The following is an 18,779-nucleotide window of genomic DNA, read 5'->3' on the forward strand; positions in this document are numbered from 1 at the left end:
CTTATATGGCGTCGAGGGGCACAGGTAAACCCGCAAGTTTACCAAGCCGAAACAATTGGCAATTCCTGGATGTGGTGTGTAGACCGACAGAATGAGTGAAGTGGCTGAAAATTCGGTAGATAAACGTGACTCGATCCTGCAAGGCGCGTTTGATGAATTCTGCGAGAATGGGTTCCTTGCGGCCAGCATGGACCGAATCTCCAAGCGGGCCGGTGCGTCCAAGCGCACCGTGTATCGGTATTTTGAAAGCAAGGAAGTGCTCTTCCAAACCCTGATGCTGCGCCAGTGGAGGGTCATCGCGGACAACCTGAAGGTCAGCTACCAGCCCGGCATGGATATCCGAGAGCAACTGATTGAGATGGGCCGCGCGCAGGCGCGACTTTACACGTCGCCCGAAGTCATGAACGCCAACAAGATGTTGATGACTGAGATCCTGCGGGATCCGGAACTTGTCAGGGAAATCCAGAATGAAGTCGACTATACGGCGTCATTTGAACAGTTGTTCAAAGAGGCCGCCGCCGACGGGGTGCTGACCATCTCAAACCCCCGACAAGCGGCCGAAGAATTCATATCGTTGTTGAAGGGTAAGGCGTTTTGGCCGTTCATGTTGGGGGCTCCCTTGGTCAGTCCTGACGAAATGGACGCCATGATTGACCAGTCGGTTGATATGATGATGAACCAATATGGCACCTGAGCAATCAGGTCTCATGCGATCCGCCACAGCAGGAAATCCAGCACCGAACGACCTGTGACGCGAAGAGATCCAACGATATAGATCAAACTGACCAAGCCGTCGAACAATACAAAGGCGTATTGCGACGGATCAGCCAACCCGTTTGGCACGGCGTAGAGCACAGCCGTGATTGCAGCCAAACGCGATATAGCGCTCCAGAACACAACGGGTGCGCGCGCGACAAGATCGCGGGTTGCCCAGATCAACAATGATGCGGCCATGATGAAGAAACCCGCAAGCGTGAAGGAAAACACGAAATTCGCAGGGTTGGGCATTTGCACAGCCTGCCCGATGATCATTGGCGCAAAGAGAAAGTTCAGCAACGCAGTGCCGATGATGAATTTTTTGAACATGCCAGTGGCCCTTCGTGTCGTTCAGTTATTTGGAAAAAACTGCGGATGATTTTGGCAAATCAGCCGCGAGAGTTGCAGCGGCAAGCTCGGCCGCCGCTGCAGGCTCATCCGAGCCATTGCCTTGAAAGCCGACTGTTGCGGCGGTCGATTGGGATCCGCGCCCGGCGCAACCGGTGGGGTTACAGGCTGGCGTGCCAATCACGGACGGCTGCACCGATCTCGTCAGGGGAGTCTTCCTGAATGAAGTGCAATCCGGGCACTGTGACTTCGGTGATATTGGGCCAACTGCGCACACGGTCGCGTACCGCCCCCGTGATCAACACGCCGGGGTCCGCATTGACGAAGAGCTTGGGTATTGATGTCTTGCCGAGCCAGTCGACATAGGCATCGACGATTTCGGTCACATCCGCTGGCTGCCCTTCAATCGGGATCTGACGCGGCCATGTCAATGTGGGGCGGCGATCTTCGCCCACGTTGGCGAAGGGTCGGCGGTATTCGTTCATTTCTTCTTCGGTCAAATCCCGCAGGATGGAACCCGGCACCAGCGCTTCGACAAAGACGTTCTTTTCAAGAACCACCTCCTCGCCAGCAGGCGAGCGTAGGGCTTGGAACATTTCGCGGGCGCGGTCGGGAAATTGGTCCCAGCTATCACGGGTTTCGACGATAGCTTCCATGAAGGCAATGCCTTTGACGGCCTCGGGATGCGTATGCGCCCAATGGAAACCCAAACCGGAACCCCAGTCATGGATGACCAGTGTGACGTTGTCGGTGACGCCCAATTGTTCAAGCAAAGCAAACAGATATTTGCGGTGTTCGACGAAGGTATAGCTGTCCGGGCCAGAATTATCGAGCTTGTCACTATCGCCCATGCCAATCAGGTCTGGCGCGATCAAGCGTCCCTTGCCTGCAAGGTGGGGCATCACATTGCGCCACAGATAGGACGACATCGGGTTGCCATGCAGGAAGACAATCGGATCGCCGGTCCCTTCTTCGATATAGGCCATCTGCTTACCATGGACGGTGGCAAATTTCTTTTTGTCGCGGAAAGACGTAGTCATGCGAGCACCTCGGGCTTGTGTTTGAGCCGGGGAAGATGTAGAAGAACGATCATTCTAAAACAAGGTCAAAAATGCCAAGAACGAAATCTCAATCCCGCGAAAACCTGTTGGACAGTGCGCTCAATACGTTCTGGAAGACTGGTTTCCACGTTGTTTCCATGGGCGATCTGGTGCGCGAAACCGGCGTGAGCCGAGCTGGAATCTACAGCGATTTTGACGGCAAGGAGGATCTGTTCCATGCCTGTCTCGACAGGTACCAAGACACCGTCGTCACTCCAGCCTTTGCCCCGGTCGAGGCCGAAGGCGCGGGAATCGAGGGCATTCAAAAGTATTTCGATAACCTTCTGACGCGTTTCGAGGACTCGGGCGGCTTTGGTAAGGGATGCCTTGTGGGCAACACACTGTCCCAGATCCCCGAAGATGCGCAGGAAACCCGCCAAAAGCTACGCGTGCATAGCGATCGCCTGACGGCAGGCTTTCGCAAGGTGCTGTCCCATGAGAATGGGGATCATGGTTCATTGAGTGATGCCGAAATCGAGGCGCTTGCGCGCTATACCATGATCTCGGTGCAGGGCATTTGGTCTTACTCCCGTCTGACAGGGGATGTCGCGGAATTGCGTGCGGCGTCTGACATGCTCATCGCTGTGTTGAAAGCCCGGCTTCGGGGAACACCGGATTGATGCTGCCTCTGCCCGTAGGTGATTTCCAGTTCATTGCACTGGATGTCGAAACCGCCTGTGGTGACAGCGCCAGTATTTGCCAGATCGGGATCGCCTGCGTTGGCTTTGATGACAGCATTCTTACATGGTCTACCTATGTCGACCCGCTTATGCCGTTCGCGCCCTTCAATGTTGACCTGCACGGGATTGGGCCGGAGACTGTGCGCGGCGCCGGAAGCTTTGCTCAGATCTGGCCCCAAATCTGGCCGTTGCTGTCACGCCACCCGATGGTGCAGCACAGCAGGTTCGATGAATATGCGATCAACGCCGCGTGCAAAGCGCAGGGCCTTCCGCGACCACGTCTGACATGGCACGACAGCGTGACCATCGCGCGCAGGGCTTGGCCCGAATTGAAGGGCAACGGCGGCCACGGTCTGGCCAACCTGAAACAGGTGCTGAACCTTGACTTTCACCACCATGACGCAGGCGAAGACGCCCGCGCCGCTGCGATGGTGGTTCTGCGGGCGCAGGCCACGACCAAAGACCACCGGCTGTTCAAACCCGTGCAACTGTCACTCCCTTTGTAAGGGCGGCTCACCCGCCGTTTGCCTCAGCCCCAGCCAAAGCTTCCGATAATTTCGGGTCCGCCAAGGCGACGCTCAGCGGAACCGAAACCATTTGAACTACCATCCAAGGCCACGCCCATCACGAGCATCCGGGTGTCGGAGAGGAGATCCAGTTTAAGTGGCTACGTGGCAGCTTTGTCCCGCGTTGGGTCAGTTCGGCCCGCATCACGTTTTGCGCTTGCAGCAAAGGTCGGCAATGTGTGCTGCAACCGCCGCATCGAAGGTCTTGGGAAAATGTCGGCTTTGGGCCGTTCGTATCGACCGACATCTTCGGCGAGAAGCGGTCATTTGTTGCAAGTGCAAAGTTGCTCTCAAGGTGCATGGCCCTTGGTTTCCTAGACACCTTCTTGGTTCACATTGGACTGTCTGTTTTCGAAGTCGACAGGCGACAGCATACCGTTTCTGGCATGTTTGCGTTTCGGGTTATAGAACATTTCGATGTAGTCGAAGATGTCCTGTCTGGCCTGCTCGCGGGTTTTATATGTTCGACGCCGGACGCGTTCCCGTTTGAGCAGGTTGAAGAAGCTTTCGGCGACCGCGTTGAAGCTCCTATATTCGTCAAGCCTTGATCCGTGTGGATCAGGACGCGTCGCTTAGGTTTGCGTCGCCAGACAGCCATCAGAAGGGTTTGCAGCACGAGGTCTGTTGGGTGCCGCGTTTGTGTCGCCCAGATCAGTATCAGCCAATGGGCCAATGAGGATCTGCCCGACACAGAGGCCGAGGAAGAAAATCGAAAGCGAAAGTTCAGCCGCCGTATGGGTGGCGTTCATCGAGGCCGCGAGCTCACCGAGTGGGGCGAGGTACATATCGGTGGCCAATGGGGGAAAGAGGGACATAAGGCCCAAGGTGGCGGTAACGGCAAAGGCCCGTTTGGGGATAAGGGAAATCTGTGACAGCTCGGCTCCGGCGATATTATTAGACGGCGGTCTATTTTCAATTAGCGGACGGCAGCCTGATGATCAATCACGGACTATTCTGCATCTATGAACAGGCTGTGCATGTCAGGAAAAAAGCCAATCGGACGGCCCGCAAATCAAGACGCCAGCACGGCATTGAAGGCTGTGGCTTTACGTCTGGTTCGGGAACTGGGCTATGAGAAAATCTCGGTTTCGGAAATCATCGAGCAGGCTGGCGTGGCGCGCCAAACGCTCTACAACCGCTGGAATACGAAGGCTGACCTTGTCCTCGAAGCCGTTTTTGAGCAGAGCAACACCTATGCCGCCGAACCTTCTTGGGACGGGGCAGAGGATTGTCGGACCTTGCTCGAAGATTTCCTGATCCGTATTTTCGAACACTTGCGCATCGACGGGGACACCCTACGAGCTTTGATCACCGCTTTGCTCCGCCGGGCGCAGGACCGCGGAGAGCTTTCGCCGGGGCGGAACGTGGAGACACTGTCGGCCTTGATACATGGCGCGTTCTGGTATCGCTTGCTGAACCGCGGGGTGTTGGACGCTGGGTTCGCGAAAGAAATAGTGGCGGAAACCTTCGCCTGATCGTTCGGCACCCGGACTGCCTTCGGCAAAGGGTTGTCGCCGAAATCAAACTCCTTCGCCCGAAGTGCCCGAACGTAACGCTTGGAAAAATCAGGACGGCGGCGTCAACAGGGCCGCCGCGGCGATTGTTCCTTCCCAAACCGTGTCCAACGCGGCACTCAGTGATATTCCTTCTCCGTGCTCCCAGAGGAAGATCGCCCTGCCCACTGCTTCGGTAGTGTGGCTTGCGAGCGCGGCGGCGGCTTGGGAGTGCTCGATGCGGTGGCTCAGGCATTCTGTAAGCTCTCTGCGCTCCATCATGAGGAACCTTTGCAGAATACCTCTCGCTTTTTCGTTTGAACGCAGAACCGTGCCGATCATCTTGAGAATAGGTTCATCATTGGTCAGCGCGGCGAAGTGTTGATCCAAGAACATCTTGAGATCGTCCGCGAGCGGGCCGTTTCCGCTGCGTAACGCTTCTTTCGCAGCCTCCGAAAAGGGGGGCGGGGCCCCAACCGCAGCCGTTTCCTTGTTGGTATAGTAGTTAAAGAAAGTCCGCGTACTGATGCCAGTTGTCGCAGCGATCTCCTCGGTCGTCACATTCTCTAACCCTTTTTTAACGGCCAGATCCAGCGTCGCCAGCTGAATGTCACGCGCCGTCTGCTGTCGTCTTCGCTCTCGTAACGAAAGTGTCATGTCTGAATTCCTTGCGTACTGTGCAACTACTGCCTACAAGGCATCAAACCTGCTGGATAGTCAAGGATCGAGAAGCACATGAAAATCGGCGTTTGGAAGATGTTTGGCGCAGCGCTTGCGTTCGCGGGGGCTGCCACGATGGCGAGCGCGCAGGGCGGCCCTCCAGATGGCATGCCTCCCGCGGGGCCGCTTGAAGTAGGTGTGATCGACATGCAGATGCAGGAAATCCCACGCATTGTGACCACGCCGGGCCGGGCCGTTGCGTTTCAAGACGTCGAAGTGCGCCCGCGTGTCGGCGGTGTGGTCAAAGAGATCCTCTACACGCCCGGACAATTGCTTGAGGTCGGGGACCCGCTTTTCCGGATCGACGATGCCTCCTATCTCGCGGCTGTCGCGACAGCCCGTGCCAATCTGGCCACTGCCGAAGCCAACCTGCCTGTGAAGCAGGCGGCCTATGACCGCGCCGAACAACTCTCCGGACGCGGCTACACCGAGGCAGAGGTCGAAGCGGCGCGTGCCAGTCTGGCCGAAGCAAAGGCCACGCTTGATGCAAACAAAGCGGCGGTTGAATATGCCGAGACCGAACTGTCGTGGACGACGATGACCAGCCCGATCGCCGGGCGTGCGGATGTATCAACCGTTTCGGTTGGGGATTTGGTCACGGCTGGGCAGGCCGACGCTTTGACGAGCATCGTCACCTCAGATCCGATCTATGTGGATATGATGGAGGCAAGCGCGCGTATCCTGTCGGTACGCAGCGCCATTGCCGAAGGTGATCTGCAACAAAACGACACCCTTCAAGCGACATTGACGTTAGAGAACGGCGACATCTATCGTGGAACCGGGCAGTTGGTCACGCCGGGTAACAATGTCTCGACCTCCACCGGAACCGTGACCATCCGTTTCACCTTCGACAACCCTGACCACATTATCCTTCCCGGCATGTTCGTGCGGGGGGAAATCGTGCTTGGCACGATGCAAGCCTACCTTGTTCCGCAGCGTGCAGCGACGCGTGGCAACTCAGGCAAACTGACTGCGTATGTTATCGGTGAAGACGGCAAGGCCGAACAGGTGACTCTCGAAGATGACGGTACCTATCAGAACGCATGGATCGTGCGTGAGGGGCTGAACGATGGGGATCGGCTCGTCGTGGACGGCCTTTCATCCGTCCGCGCAGGGCAAGAGGTTAGCCCCGTGGCCGTGACGATCGACGAGGATGGCGTTTCTCGAGATATCGCTGCCCCCGCGGCGGAGGATTGATCTATGGCGCGTTTCTTCATCCACCGCCCTGTTTTTGCTTGGGTTCTGGCGATTGCCACCGTGTTGCTGGGCGCTTTCAGTATGACGGGTCTGCCGATCTCGCAGTATCCTGATATCGCGCCCACCACCGTTCGAATTTCCGCCACTTATACTGGGGCCTCGGCCGCAACGGTGGAGAATTCGGTCACCACTGTCATCGAGGACGGGCTGACGGGGTTGGACGGGCTCACCTATATGACCTCATCCTCCAGCGAAGGTGCGGCGAGTGTATCGCTGACCTTTGACGATAGTATTGATCCTGACATGGCGCAGGTGCAGGTCCAGAACAAACTGCAACTGGTCGAATCGCAGCTGCCCGACACCGTGACGAGCCAGGGCGTTTCCGTCTCCCGCTCGACGGACTCGGTCCTGATGGTCGGGGCGCTTGTCAGCGAAGACGGCAGCTATACCTCGCTTGAACTGGGCGACCTGCTGAGCAGCACGATTGAAGACCCGGTACAGCGCACGGCGGGGGTGGGGTCGATCAATGTTTTCGGCACCGAATACGCAATGCGCATTTGGTTGAACCCCGAAAAGCTGTTCCAATATCAACTGACATCTTCGGACGTGACCACCGCCGTATCCGAGCAGAACACAAACGTGACGGTCGGCAGTCTGGGTGAGCAGCCGGTAGTGAAAGGTCAGCAGTTCACGGTCTCCCTATCGGCACAGTCCCAGCTTGAATCGGTTGAGGACTTTCGGAACATCCTGCTGAAGACCAACTCGGACGGGTCGGCCATTTACCTTGCTGATGTTGCCACAATCGAACTCGCCGAAGAGGACTACGGCAGTGTAAGCCGCTTTAATGGTCATCCGGCGGCGGGCTTTGCGGTGAACCTTTCCACCGGGGCCAATGCGGTGGATACCGCCGAAGCGGTGCGGGACGTGGTGGGCAATCTTTCTTCCGCGTTGCCCGAAGGCGTAGTGGTCGAATATCCCTATGACACCTCGCCCTTCGTCGAGGAATCCATCGACCAAGTCTATGAGACGTTGCTCGAGGCGATTGTCCTCGTCTTTCTTGTCATCTTCCTTTTCTTGCAAAGCTGGCGGGCGACGATCATCCCGACCATCGCCGTGCCTGTGGTGTTGTTGGGAACCTTTGGCGTTCTGTCCGCCTTCGGCATGTCAATCAACACCCTTTCCATGTTCGCATTGGTCCTGGCCATTGGTCTGTTGGTCGATGACGCGATTGTTGTTGTCGAAAACGTCGAACGGGTGATGGAAGAAGAGGGGTTGGACGCCGTCGCCGCTACGGAAAAGAGTATGGGAGAGATTTCCTCGGCGCTGATTGGCATCGTGATGGTGCTTTCTGCTGTGTTCCTGCCGATGGCCTTCATGGATGGGTCGACGGGGGTCATCTACAAACAGTTCTCGGTCACGATCATTTCGGCGATGGTGCTGTCGCTTTTCGTCGCCCTGATCCTTACGCCTGCAATGTGTGCGCAGCTTCTCAAACCGAACCATGACAAGAAGCCTCTGCTTCCGCTGCGCTGGTTCAATGGCGGCCTTGACCGTCTGACGGGTGGCTATGCTTCGCTTGTCGGGCGGTTGTCCATGCGGCCTTTCCGTATGGTGGTGGTATTGGCCCTCGTCGGATTTGGCGCGTATTGGGTCTACGACCGTCTGCCCTCGTCGTTCCTGCCTACCGAAGATCAGGGCGTCCTTATGACCATGATCGAACTGCCTCAGGGATCGACAGTTCAGCAGACAGCCAACACGATTGAACAGATCGAGCAATACTTGCTGATCGAAGAGACCGAAATGGTCGATGGCGTCTTTGCCAATGTCGGATACAGTTTCGGGGGGTCTGGTCAGAACTACGGGATGATGTTCATCAGGCTCAAGGACTATGAAGAGCGTCCCGGGCTTGATGCGGCTGATCTGATGATGCGGGCCAATGGCAAGTTCTTCCAGTCCCGACTGGGCAGCATCTTTGTCCTTCAACCGCCTGCCATTCCGGGGCTGGGTACCTCTTCGGGCTTTGCAATGTACCTCGTCGATCAGTCGGGCGCGGGTCAGGAAGCACTGAGCGATGCCGCAGATAAACTGGTCGCGGCAGGGCTTGCGGACGGTCGCGTGACCAACCTGCGCGGCAATGATGCTGCGACAGAACCTTCGTTGAAGCTGCGTATCGACCAACAGAAGGCCGAGGCTTTGGGCGTGTCTTTGTCGAGCGTGAACACCATGCTCGCGACCGTGTTCTCCGGCACCTATGTCAACGACTTCCCGTTGGGCAATAACCTGCGCGAGGTCATTGTACAGGGCGGTGCGGACTGGCGCATGCAGCCTGACGACATTGACCATTGGTATGTGCGGAACGACAGTGCGGAGATGGTGCCGCTGTCGGCCTTTATCAGCCGCGAATGGGAAACTATCACGCCCAAGCTGTCGCGCTATGGCGGCACCCGCGCACTGGAACTTTCCGGCGAAGCGGCAGCGGGCATCAGCTCGGGCGATGCGATGGAGGTGATGGAACAGCTTACCGCTGATCTGGACGGGTCCTACGCCTCGGCCTGGACAGGGCTGAGCTATCAAGAACGGTTGTCCGGCGATCAGGAAGCCATTCTCTATACAATCTCGGCGCTGGTCGTCTTTCTCTGTCTCGCCGCCCTCTATGAAAGCTGGGCCGTGCCTTTTGCGGTGATGCTTTCGGTGCCAGTGGGCATTCTGGGGGCGCTGGTGACAACGTGGTATTTCGGACAGTCGAACGACGTCTATTTCAAGGTAGGCTTGCTGACCACGATCGGCCTTGCGGCGCGAAATGCCATTCTGATCGTTGAGTTCGCGGAATCCCTACGGGCGGAAGGCAAGGCGTTGCTGGAAGCCACCGTCATGGCAGCGCGCCAGCGTCTGCGCCCCATCTTGATGACCTCTCTTGCCTTTGGTTTTGGCATCATGCCGCTGGTGCTCGCCTCCGGGGCAGGGGCCAATGCGCAAAAATCCATCGGGACGGGGATGCTCGGCGGGATCATCTTTTCAGCGGTCATCGGGATCGTGATGGTGCCGGTCTTCTACGTCGCCGTAATCCGAACAACAGAAATTTTCCGTAAGCGAGTGGAGAAAGCTCAGTGAAACCTTACTATCTCGTACTGGGTCTGCTTGTCGCGGGCTGTGCTGTCGGCACTGATTACCAGCGCCCCGAAGTGGCCATGGAAACCCGGTTTGTCGGTGGCAATGCAGAGCAGATCGGCGCGGTAGCCACTCAGCAGTGGTGGCTGAACTACAAGGATTCGAACCTAACAAGTCTTGTTACGCGCGGCCTTGCCCAGAACCTTGATGTGATTGCCGCGGGTGAGCGCATACGCCAAGCGCAAGCTGAGTTGCGCACAACCGGGGTAAACGCTGCGGCGGACGGATCGCTGACCGGATCAGTGACCACATCCGGTGGCGACGGCACCAGCGGTACAAGCACCGTCGAAAGCGGGTCTTTGGGTGCCTCGCTGGTGATTGATCTCTTCGGTGGTATCCGGCGTGAGCGCGAGGCCGCTGTTGCCTCTCTCACGGCCGCCCGGGCGGAGGAAGAGACCGTTCGTCTTGCATGGCTGGCCGAACTTATCGCTGCCTATTCCGACGCGCGCTATTACCAAGAGGCGATGGCCTTGACGCGCACCGCCATCGCTACGCGCGAAGAGACGGTGAGCATCACCCGAAGCCAGTTTAATGCGGGCGCGGCCACCGAATATGAAGTGGCCGAAGCGCAGGCCTTGCTTTCGACGGCGCGGGCCGATTTGCCGCAGTTCGCCGCCTTGTTTGACGCAAATGTCTACGCCATTGCGACACTGCTGAACGAACCCGCAGGACCGATCAAGGCACAGATGCAAAAAGGTGCCCCCCAACTCTCCAGTCCCGGGGATGCGCGCACCGGCGTACCGGCGGACCTGCTTCGTAATCGTCCCGATGTGCGCAGTGCCGAAGCCGATTTGGCCGCTGCCGTTGCCAACGTGGGCGTCGCCGAAGCCGCGCTTTACCCGGCCTTGTCCCTGTCCGGAACGGTGGGCCGTACGGACGCCACAGATGCGTGGAGCTTCGGGCCGCAATTGTCCCTTCCAGTATTTAATCAGGGCCTCTTGAAAGCCAGCCGTGACGCGCAACTCTCTGTCGCACGGCAGGCCGAGATCGCATGGCGGGCCTCGATCAACGAAGCGGTCGAGGATGTTCAGGTGACACAGTCCAACCTGTCGCGGGCGCGGCAGAGAGCGCAACTGCTGAGAACTGCCGCCAGTGACTACAGTCGGGCGCTGACATTGGCACAGGAGAATTATCGAAACGGTGCCATCACGCTGTTGAACCTGCTGGAAACCGACCGGAATACCAATGCCGCAAGGATCTCTGCGGCCTCGGCCACGAATGAAGCGGCGCAGGCTTGGGCCACGCTGAAGATCGCGACGGGGGCGGGGGCGGCCGTGACTGGTCAGCCGAGTAATTGAGCACATATCAACGCTGGTTGTGAAAGGCCGAACATATGAGACATACTGGAAAAATTGCCGCCCTGATCGCCGTTGCTGGGTTAATCTGCGTTACACTGATCTTGTTCGGAGCGCGCTTGGGGCTTTGGGAGCCGATCATAGGGTTCGGGCTTTACCGGAGCTACTTTAACGCAATCGGGGTGGGCATCTTCAGCGCGGGGCTGATCGCTTTGGCCGTCCATCTTGGCCGGGGCGAAAAGGGTTGGGCTGCGATCGGCGGCGTGGTCGCGCTGCTTGGACTGGGGGTCCTGTTTCCCCTGATTTCAAGCACTGTGACCCCCCAACCGCGCGCGGCGCCAATCCATGACATCACGACTGATACCGCCAATCCCCCGGCCTTCGAGGTGCTGGATGACACCCGCGCGGGTGCGAGCAACACGCTGGAATACGGCGGTGCAGACGTGGCAGATCAACAAGCGACAGCCTATCCCGATATTGCGCCACTTGAGACCGGCCTGAGCACGGACGCAGCCTTTGAGCGGGCATTGGAGGTGGCAGGCGAAATGGGGTGGGAGATCGTTGCGACCGTTCCAAGCCGCCATCGGTTCGAGGCCACGGCGCGCACCCCTGTCTTCTATTTCGCCGACGATATCGTCGTTGCAGTTACCCCTGCCGAGAACGGGAGCCGCGTGGACATGCGCGGCGTTTCACGGGTGGGGCGCAGTGACCAAGGCGTCAATGCAGCACGCATTCGTACCTTTCAACAACAGTTCCATAAGGAGTAAGCGATGAGATTTCCAAGCTCAAACTTGGCCTTTGCCGCGCTGATCGTATTGGGCCAAAGCATCCCATTCTCGGCTCATGCGGAGGCACCAAGCCTCCAGACCGACGGGCCCGTCATTCATCTTGCCGATAACCTTGACGAGGAAGCGTCGCTCGGCTGGTGCATCGATACTGAAGGGCGCGGTCTGAGCGATCAGCTTCACGCCCATTCATGCAAACCGGAAGGGGGCGACGTGTTGTTCACCTATGCGGCAGAGACGGGCACGATCGCGTCGGCGACCTATGATGGTCTGTGCATGGCGTATAGTGATCCCGAGAATGCCGAAAACCCATTTGGTCTGGTTTCTTGTGACGAGGGCGATCCCGCACAGCAGTTTGTTTATGACGATGCGAGCATGGAGATGCGTTTGGCCTCGGACCCCGCGCTATGCGTCACCGTTGCCGAGATAATTGACGATGCGGACTCATACCAGTCCCGCGACCTGTTCCTCGCGCCATGTGGCGCATTGGAGGCCAGCTTCAAACAATGGGTCATTCGAAGGTAAGAAGCATTAACGGTAACGCATATCGGGAAGCACTTGGTTTAGTCGGTGAAGATCGTAGCGGGAAAGCTTGCGGTTTATAGCCAAAAGTCTCTGAAAAAGACTTTCCTTGCCCGTCGGCCCAAGGTCCGGTTTCCGCCGTTCGCTTCGGCCGACACGATGGGTGGCTTATGTACTTTGACGGTAGGTGCGAAGATTCCCTATAAAGGTAGGGAGATCGGCTATTAAGCTTTAGATCGCCGAACGAACGGAGAATTTGCCCCGCAACCCCTCGCTTACGTCAACGCGCGCTGGCGGCGGCGCTGTTGGGTTGACCACAGACGGTACACCTCAAGAACGGCCAGAGGCGCAAAATGCACGAGAGCCGCGCCGACGCCGCCCCAATCGTGCAGGGCAGCCCAGTGGATGAGGGTTAGTATAGCCGCAGCATAGACAAACTGCTGTAGCTTTTTCCACGACCGCCCAAGGCGGCGCACCCATGCGTCTGTCGAGGTAACAGCCAATGGCACAAAGATAAGAAAGGCGATCCAGCCGGTCCAGATGTACAGCTTTGATACCTCGCCCCCAGTGAAGGCTATGGCGCCTTCATCAATGAGATAAAGCACCGTGTGGGCCAGCGCGTAGAAGAATGCGGCCACGCCAAGATAGCGCCGACGCTTCATCAGCCAGCGCGGCCAGCTCGCATCGCGAAAAAGCATCATCAGCGGGGTGATCATCATCGCGATGATCATGAACCGCGCGGCGAATTCACCGGTGGGATGCAAAAGACTGCTGACCGCGTCCGGCGCGCCGGAGGTCAGGCCAAGGGTCATTGGAATGGCGGGGAGGCTCAACAGCGCCCAGAAGGTGAGGGGGTGATCCCATGTGGATTTCAGCACGCAGATATCTCCGAAAGGTTGGTCATTCTACGCGGGTCGCCCCGCGTATCTGTGGCGATCAGCGTAACAGCGAGGTGAAATAATCTTCCCAGCTTTGATGCGGGCGTCCGGTCGCGGTTTCATAATCGCCGGGGGCGTCAAAGGCACCGCGGCGGATGCCGTCGTAGATGCCGCCGATAATCGGGCCGATAAAATCGCCAAGCTCGGCGGTGCGGTCAGCGACATAGTCTTCGGCTGGCATGCTGCGATAGGTAAGCGATGTGCCATATGCGGCGTTCATATACTGCGTTAGTTCCGCCTGAGTGATCTGCGTGCCGTTCAAATCAAAGGTTTGGCCGATCAGCTCGTTCCGCGTCAGCAAAGCGGCATAGGCATGGGCCAATTCGGAACGGGTCGTGTAGCCGCATTTGCCGTCCCCCGCGCTGTTGGCGATCTCGCCCTTGGCGCGGTAGCTGTCGATATATTCAACGTCAGGCTCGATGTAGATGCCGTTGCGACCGATGGTCCAGTCCAGACCGCTGGCGCGGATGTCGGCCTCGGTCTGGCGGTTGCTCTGCACGACGGGTGAGAAGGCGGTCCCGACTTCGGGACCTTGAATGCTGGTGTAGACGATCTTGCCCACGCCGGCCATCTTGGCCGCCTCGATCACGTTGCGGTGCTGGCCGATGCGGTCTTCGGGCGGGGCCATGCCTGAGACGAGCACAAGGGCATCAACGCCCGCAAGAGAAGTCCGAAGCGCGTCCGGCTGGTCATAATCGCCGAGGCGCACCTCGATCCCTAACTCGGGGGCATTGCCCGGCGTCCGGGCGAGGCCGATGACCGAGGCGTGATCTGTTCGTTCTATGAGTTTACGGGCGATTTCTTGACCGAGTTGTCCTGAAACGGCGGTGACAGCATAGCGCATCGGGCTCTCCTTTGACTGGGGTCTCGCTGGCAGGGCCTGACGTGCCCTGCCATGTTGCGGATATTAGCCGTGGTAGGCTTGGCTGACGGCAAAGCTGTCTTCGAACCAGTGCCACAGCACCACCTGACCATCGCGGACCTTGGCACGCAGGGCAAAGGTGAAGGGGCCAGTCTCTTTGCCGGATTTCGTGGTTATGCCGCTCATCTTTCCAAAGACGGCAACGGTGTCGCCTGCGGCAAAGGCATCTGTGTTGTCCCAAGCGGTTGTCTGAAAATTCTGGCCAAAGACGCCAAGAAAGTCGAAGACTGCCTCCTTGCCGCGTGCCTCACCGATCCACGGCAAGCTTTCGTCGCCCTCGTTGTGCCAGACCATATCCTCGGCCATCAGGGCCCGCATTTTTTCCATATCGCCCGCCCCCATAGCGCCCATGAAGGCCATTACGGTGTCAAAGCTCTCTTGTGTAACTGTGTCCATGTCTTTTGCTCCTGCGTGTTGTCCGAGAATGATGGCCAGAGATGCGCCGAGTGACGTTTTCAGAAGGGTTCTGCGTTTTATGTGTCGCTCCATATCGGGTGCCCCGAAGGAATGGGGCCTTGGTTAAGTTCAAGATTTCGGGTGCTACTCCGCGCGGCACCCGAAAAGTTCGGGCCAGCTGAGCTCTCAGGCGGCGTAGGTCCAAGTGAGCTTGGGGTCTTCGCGGAAGGCAAAACGCTCGAGGTGGCTGGTAATGACCTGCACGACCTTATCGAGAGCGGCCCGGTCATCGGCTGTCGCGCTCAGTGACAACTGGCCCTTTGTTGTGGCCAGTTCACATGCCCCGAAAGGCAGTTCGATATGGCCGTTTTGGCGCGTGTGGGTGACGGGCACCTTGTGGCCGAAATGTTTGCAGAGCGTGCCCAGATAACGCTCTGCGCTTTCGGTGTTGAGATGAGTGGTCGCTTTCATGGCGGTGTTCCTCGTGTTGCAAGGAACATCTATTCCCGGCGGATTGATCGGGGTATTCATGGAATCCAGAAGTGATAGTTCCGGCAGGCCGAACAATGATCGATCATCTAAAGCATATGGCCATCTTCGCCCGGGTGGTGGACGAAGGCTCGTTCCGGGCCGCGGCGAAAGCCCTTGGCGTCGCACCGTCGCGGGTGAGTGAAACCGTCTCCGAACTCGAAGATTTCCTTGGCGTGACACTGCTTTACCGCACAACCCGCAAGATCGCGCTGAGCAACGAAGGGCGGATGTTCTACGCCCGGGTGACCGACATGCTGCGAAGCGCCGAAAGCGGATTGAATGACCTCAACGCCCTGTCGTTGGAGCCTGTGGGCGCGCTTAGGGTGTCGATCCCTGCCTTTATGTCGTCATCGACCCTGTCGACGGCGATCGCTGAATTTTCCCGTCTTCATCCGCAAGTCGCCCTGTCGCTGGCTTTTTCGGATCAGAGGATGGACCTTATCAACGATGGTTTTGATGTGAATATCCGCGCGGGCTGGCTCGACGACAGTGCGATGATGTCGCGCAAGCTGGGTGAAAGCGCGCGTGCCTTGGTGGTCGGCAGCGACTATGCCGCAACGCGCCCGGCCCCCGCACATCCTTGCGATCTGGAAGACTGGGACTGGGTGCGTTACCGACATCGCTCAGACTATACTCGTCTCAGCGGCCCCGGCGGGGAAGAGGCGAAAGTTCTGGGCCAAGCCCGGCTGGAAGTGGACAGCGTGGATGCCCTCTACCATTTCGCCTGCAAGAACCTTGGCGCCACGGTTCTGCCCGAGCATCTCGCCGCCCGGGGGGAGGCGGAGGGCAAGCTGAGCCGCCTGTTCCCCGATTGGCGGCTGAAACCGTTGGGAATTTTTGCCGTCTGGCCAGACACCTCGCGCCGCGAGAACCTCACGCTTCTGTTCGTTCGGTTTTTGGCAAAAGAGCTCCATCAATAGGACGGTGCCTATCGGGCCATTTGGTCCGGCATGAAGGGGCATCTGCCACGTCGCCTTAGATTACCTCGTGGTGCGGCCAAATGAGCCTTTCGCTGAACGAAGCCCCGGTGCAGGTGGCTGAACGCAAGGCCAAAAGATACGATCTTTGCCGGGTCCTCGCTCCTTCGGACAAAGATGCTCAGATGACGGCCCAAGTTCCGAAGGTCAGCGCACTTGGCGGGTCGCTCACGATCAACGGGCCTTCCTTTCAAATTCTGAGGCGATGATTTTGTATGTCATCGCAACCCTTTCGCAAGGTGATCAAGCAACAGCCGGACCTTTGGCGAAAGATGCCGGTTCTGCGGATAGATCGCCCAGATGCCATCGTCCGGCGCGCGATACGTATCCAAAACAGAGACCAACCGACCGGCCCTCAGCTCCGCCTCGACATAATAATCCGGCAGCTGGATGATCCCGAGGTTCTTCAGCGCCGCATCGACCAGCGATGCGCCGCTGTTGCAGCGGAGATTGCCTTTCACCCGGATGTGGCGGGTGGTTCCTTTTTCCTGAAACCGCCAATAGCCCAAAGTGCCTTGCAAACAGTTGTAGCCGTCAAGTTCGGACAGGGTGTGCGGGGTTCCGTGAGCGGAAAGGTATTCGGGTGCCGCGCAGGTGTAATGCCTGCGAGAGGCCAGCCGCTTTGCCATCATGGAGCTGTCTTCCAACTCTCCCAGCCGGATTGCGAGATCGTAGCTTTCCGCTACAAGATCGAGCAGCTGATTGGTCAGCCTGAGGTTGACCTCAAGATCAGGATAGCGCCGCACGAAGTCATTCACCAAAGGCGCGATGCGGTTCTCGCCATATGTCACCGGGGCTGTGAGATTGAGCCGTCCCTTGGGGCTTTGATGCAGATCGGTGATCGCGCGCTCGGCTTCGGCCAGCCCATCAAGCACCTGCCGGCAATGGTTGTAATACACCTGACCCGTCTCGGTGATCGTGACCTTGCGCGTGGTGCGGTAGAACAGCTTGGTGTCCAATCGCGCCTCAAGTGCGCCGACTTGGCGGCTTACCTGAGCCGTAGAAATACCCAAGCTGTTGGCAGCAGCTGTAAAGCTTTGGGCTTCAGCGACGGCCACAAATTCTGATACCCCCTCCCAACTCAGCATGATGTTCCTTTCAATCTTAATGGCGGAATAACTATTGCTAATAGGTAATGGTGTTTTACAGATATCTCTGATTATCGCCAGTGGGAAACAGTGTAAATGACAGTCCCTACACCGTCACCCGCCAAAATAGTCCTAACCGCGAAGTGAGACCCATGACCGATATCATCAAATGCAAAGCGGCCGTCGCCTGGGCCGTTAACGAACCTCTCTCGATCGAGGAAATCGACGTAATGCCGCCTAAGGCTGGCGAAGTGCGCATCAAAATTATCGCCTCGGGCGTTTGCCATACCGATGCTTTCACTTTGTCGGGCGAAGATCCCGAAGGCCTGTTCCCGGTCATTCTGGGCCATGAAGGGGGCGGGATTGTCGAATCCATCGGCGAGGGCGTCACCAGCGTGGCGGTGGGTGACCATGTGATCCCGCTCTACACGCCAGAATGTGGCGAGTGCAAATTCTGCAAATCCGGCAAGACCAACCTCTGCCAGAAGATCCGGGAAACCCAGGGGCGCGGTCTGATGCCCGACGGTACCAGCCGGTTCTACAAGGATGGTCAGCCCATCCTGCACTACATGGGCTGCTCGACCTTCTCGGAATACACAGTGCTGCCCGAGATATCGCTTGCCAAGGTCAACCCCGACGCGCCGCTGGAGGAGGTCTGCCTGCTGGGCTGCGGCGTCACCACCGGCATGGGGGCTGTGATGAACACCGCGAAGGTCGAAGAGGGGTCGACCGTTGCGATCTTCGGCATGGGCGGCATTGGCCTGTCCGCCGTGATCGGCGCGACCATGGCCAAGGCCAGCCGCATCATCGTGATCGATATCAACGAAAGCAAGTTCGATCTGGCGCGCAAGCTGGGTGCCACCGATTTCATCAACCCCAAGGATCACGACAAACCCATTCAGGACGTGATTGTCGAGATGACCGACGGCGGTGTGGATTATTCGTTCGAGTGTATCGGCAACGTCAATGTTATGCGCTCGGCGTTGGAATGCTGCCACAAGGGCTGGGGCGAATCCGTAGTCATCGGTGTCGCAGGGGCAGGGCAGGAAATCTCGACCCGTCCGTTCCAATTGGTCACGGGCCGCGTCTGGCGGGGGTCGGCCTTTGGCGGGGTCAAGGGACGCTCCGAGCTACCTGACTATGTCGAGCGCTACATGAACGGCGAGTTCAAGCTGAATGATTTCATCACCCACACCATGGGGCTGGAAGAGATCAATGAAGCCTTCGACCTGATGCATGAAGGAAAAAGCATCCGCTCGGTCATCCACTTCGGCGAAGGATCTTCCGCCGGTCGCGC

General features: G+C 58.1%; 18 protein-coding genes and 2 pseudogenes. 11 read left to right on the forward strand and 9 right to left on the reverse strand.

The window, feature by feature from the left end; genetic code table 11:
• Positions 1–91: 91 nt before the first annotated feature.
• Positions 92–694 (forward strand): TetR/AcrR family transcriptional regulator, encoded by a 603-nt coding sequence (locus EE36_RS09670; protein ID WP_039911774.1) that lies wholly within the window; start codon positions 92–94, stop codon positions 692–694.
• Positions 695–705: 11 nt separating this feature from the next.
• Here EE36_RS09670 and EE36_RS09675 read toward each other — a convergent pair whose 3' ends face one another.
• Entirely contained in the window at positions 706–1,086 is a 381-nt protein-coding gene (locus tag EE36_RS09675; RefSeq protein ID WP_005851749.1) for a hypothetical protein, read from the reverse strand.
• Positions 1,087–1,265: 179 nt separating this feature from the next.
• Entirely contained in the window at positions 1,266–2,144 is an 879-nt protein-coding gene (locus tag EE36_RS09680) for a haloalkane dehalogenase (RefSeq protein WP_005851751.1), read from the reverse strand.
• A gap of 71 nt (positions 2,145–2,215) precedes the next feature.
• On the opposite strand from EE36_RS09680, the gene EE36_RS09685 reads away from it, so the two are divergent.
• Together EE36_RS09685 and EE36_RS09690 are read left to right on the forward strand one after the other, a co-directional pair.
• Complete coding sequence (locus tag EE36_RS09685; protein ID WP_005851752.1) at positions 2,216–2,824, forward strand: TetR/AcrR family transcriptional regulator; 609 nt, start codon at positions 2,216–2,218, stop codon at positions 2,822–2,824.
• A complete protein-coding gene (locus tag EE36_RS09690) occupies positions 2,824–3,390 on the forward strand; it encodes a 3'-5' exonuclease (protein ID WP_005851754.1) in 567 nt (188 codons plus the stop codon). Before EE36_RS09685 ends, EE36_RS09690 begins: the two co-directional genes overlap by 1 nt.
• A 374-nt stretch (positions 3,391–3,764) precedes the next feature.
• On the opposite strand, the pseudogene EE36_RS17320 reads toward EE36_RS09690, so the two are convergent.
• A pseudogene (locus EE36_RS17320) lies at positions 3,765–4,108 on the reverse strand (IS3 family transposase); the annotation flags it as partial.
• A gap of 319 nt (positions 4,109–4,427) precedes the next feature.
• Here EE36_RS17320 and EE36_RS09705 point away from each other — a divergent pair.
• On the forward strand, positions 4,428–4,925 hold the full coding sequence (locus EE36_RS09705; protein ID WP_005851760.1) for a TetR/AcrR family transcriptional regulator: 498 nt from the start codon (positions 4,428–4,430) through the stop codon (positions 4,923–4,925).
• A gap of 90 nt (positions 4,926–5,015) precedes the next feature.
• Here the strand turns inward: EE36_RS09705 and EE36_RS17200 are convergent, their stop codons facing one another.
• Positions 5,016–5,600: a TetR/AcrR family transcriptional regulator gene (locus EE36_RS17200; RefSeq protein WP_005851761.1), complete on the reverse strand. Its 585-nt coding sequence runs from the start codon at positions 5,598–5,600 to the stop codon at positions 5,016–5,018.
• A gap of 78 nt (positions 5,601–5,678) precedes the next feature.
• Between EE36_RS17200 and EE36_RS09715 the strand changes: the two genes are divergently transcribed.
• The 5 genes from EE36_RS09715 to EE36_RS09735 are packed head-to-tail and all read left to right on the forward strand — an operon-like array spanning position 5,679 to position 12,633.
• Positions 5,679–6,860 (forward strand): efflux RND transporter periplasmic adaptor subunit, encoded by a 1,182-nt coding sequence (locus EE36_RS09715; protein ID WP_005851763.1) that lies wholly within the window; start codon positions 5,679–5,681, stop codon positions 6,858–6,860.
• A 3-nt stretch (positions 6,861–6,863) separates the two neighbouring features.
• Complete coding sequence (locus EE36_RS09720) at positions 6,864–9,971, forward strand: efflux RND transporter permease subunit (RefSeq protein ID WP_005851765.1); 3,108 nt, start codon at positions 6,864–6,866, stop codon at positions 9,969–9,971.
• The gene (locus EE36_RS09725; protein WP_005851766.1) at positions 9,968–11,326 is read left to right on the forward strand and encodes an efflux transporter outer membrane subunit; all 1,359 of its coding nucleotides are present in this window, start codon (positions 9,968–9,970) and stop codon (positions 11,324–11,326) included. Before EE36_RS09720 ends, EE36_RS09725 begins: the two co-directional genes overlap by 4 nt.
• Positions 11,327–11,361: 35 nt before the next feature.
• Positions 11,362–12,090 (forward strand): DUF1499 domain-containing protein, encoded by a 729-nt coding sequence (locus EE36_RS09730; RefSeq protein WP_005851769.1) that lies wholly within the window; start codon positions 11,362–11,364, stop codon positions 12,088–12,090.
• Between the two features lie 3 nt (positions 12,091–12,093).
• Positions 12,094–12,633 (forward strand): ricin-type beta-trefoil lectin domain protein, encoded by a 540-nt coding sequence (locus tag EE36_RS09735; protein WP_005851771.1) that lies wholly within the window; start codon positions 12,094–12,096, stop codon positions 12,631–12,633.
• Between the two features lie 272 nt (positions 12,634–12,905).
• Here the strand turns inward: EE36_RS09735 and EE36_RS09740 are convergent, their stop codons facing one another.
• From EE36_RS09740 to EE36_RS09755, 4 genes are all read right to left on the reverse strand, one after another.
• Positions 12,906–13,508: a sulfite oxidase heme-binding subunit YedZ gene (locus tag EE36_RS09740; RefSeq protein ID WP_005851773.1), complete on the reverse strand. Its 603-nt coding sequence runs from the start codon at positions 13,506–13,508 to the stop codon at positions 12,906–12,908.
• Positions 13,509–13,566: 58 nt separating this feature from the next.
• On the reverse strand, positions 13,567–14,412 hold the full coding sequence (locus tag EE36_RS09745; RefSeq protein WP_005851775.1) for an SDR family oxidoreductase: 846 nt from the start codon (positions 14,410–14,412) through the stop codon (positions 13,567–13,569).
• A gap of 63 nt (positions 14,413–14,475) precedes the next feature.
• A complete protein-coding gene (locus EE36_RS09750) occupies positions 14,476–14,886 on the reverse strand; it encodes a nuclear transport factor 2 family protein (RefSeq protein WP_254655568.1) in 411 nt (136 codons plus the stop codon).
• 186 nt (positions 14,887–15,072) lie between these two features.
• Positions 15,073–15,357 carry a DUF2218 domain-containing protein gene (locus EE36_RS09755; RefSeq protein ID WP_005851778.1) on the reverse strand — a complete coding sequence of 95 codons (285 nt, stop codon included), beginning with the start codon at positions 15,355–15,357 and terminating at the stop codon, positions 15,073–15,075.
• A gap of 95 nt (positions 15,358–15,452) precedes the next feature.
• Here EE36_RS09755 and EE36_RS09760 point away from each other — a divergent pair, with 95 nt between their 5' ends.
• Positions 15,453–16,337, forward strand: coding sequence for a LysR family transcriptional regulator (locus EE36_RS09760; protein WP_005851779.1), 885 nt, complete (start codon positions 15,453–15,455; stop codon positions 16,335–16,337).
• 275 nt (positions 16,338–16,612) lie between these two features.
• Here EE36_RS09760 and EE36_RS09765 read toward each other — a convergent pair whose 3' ends face one another.
• Positions 16,613–17,482: a LysR substrate-binding domain-containing protein gene (locus tag EE36_RS09765; protein WP_005851782.1), complete on the reverse strand. Its 870-nt coding sequence runs from the start codon at positions 17,480–17,482 to the stop codon at positions 16,613–16,615.
• Positions 17,483–17,643: 161 nt separating this feature from the next.
• Here EE36_RS09765 and EE36_RS09770 point away from each other — a divergent pair.
• Positions 17,644–18,753: pseudogene (locus EE36_RS09770) on the forward strand (S-(hydroxymethyl)glutathione dehydrogenase/class III alcohol dehydrogenase); the annotation flags it as partial.
• Positions 18,754–18,779 lie beyond the last annotated feature (26 nt).

The sequence above is a fragment of the Sulfitobacter sp. EE-36 genome (genome assembly GCF_000152605.1).
Classification (GTDB): Bacteria; Pseudomonadota; Alphaproteobacteria; order Rhodobacterales; family Rhodobacteraceae; genus Sulfitobacter; species Sulfitobacter pontiacus.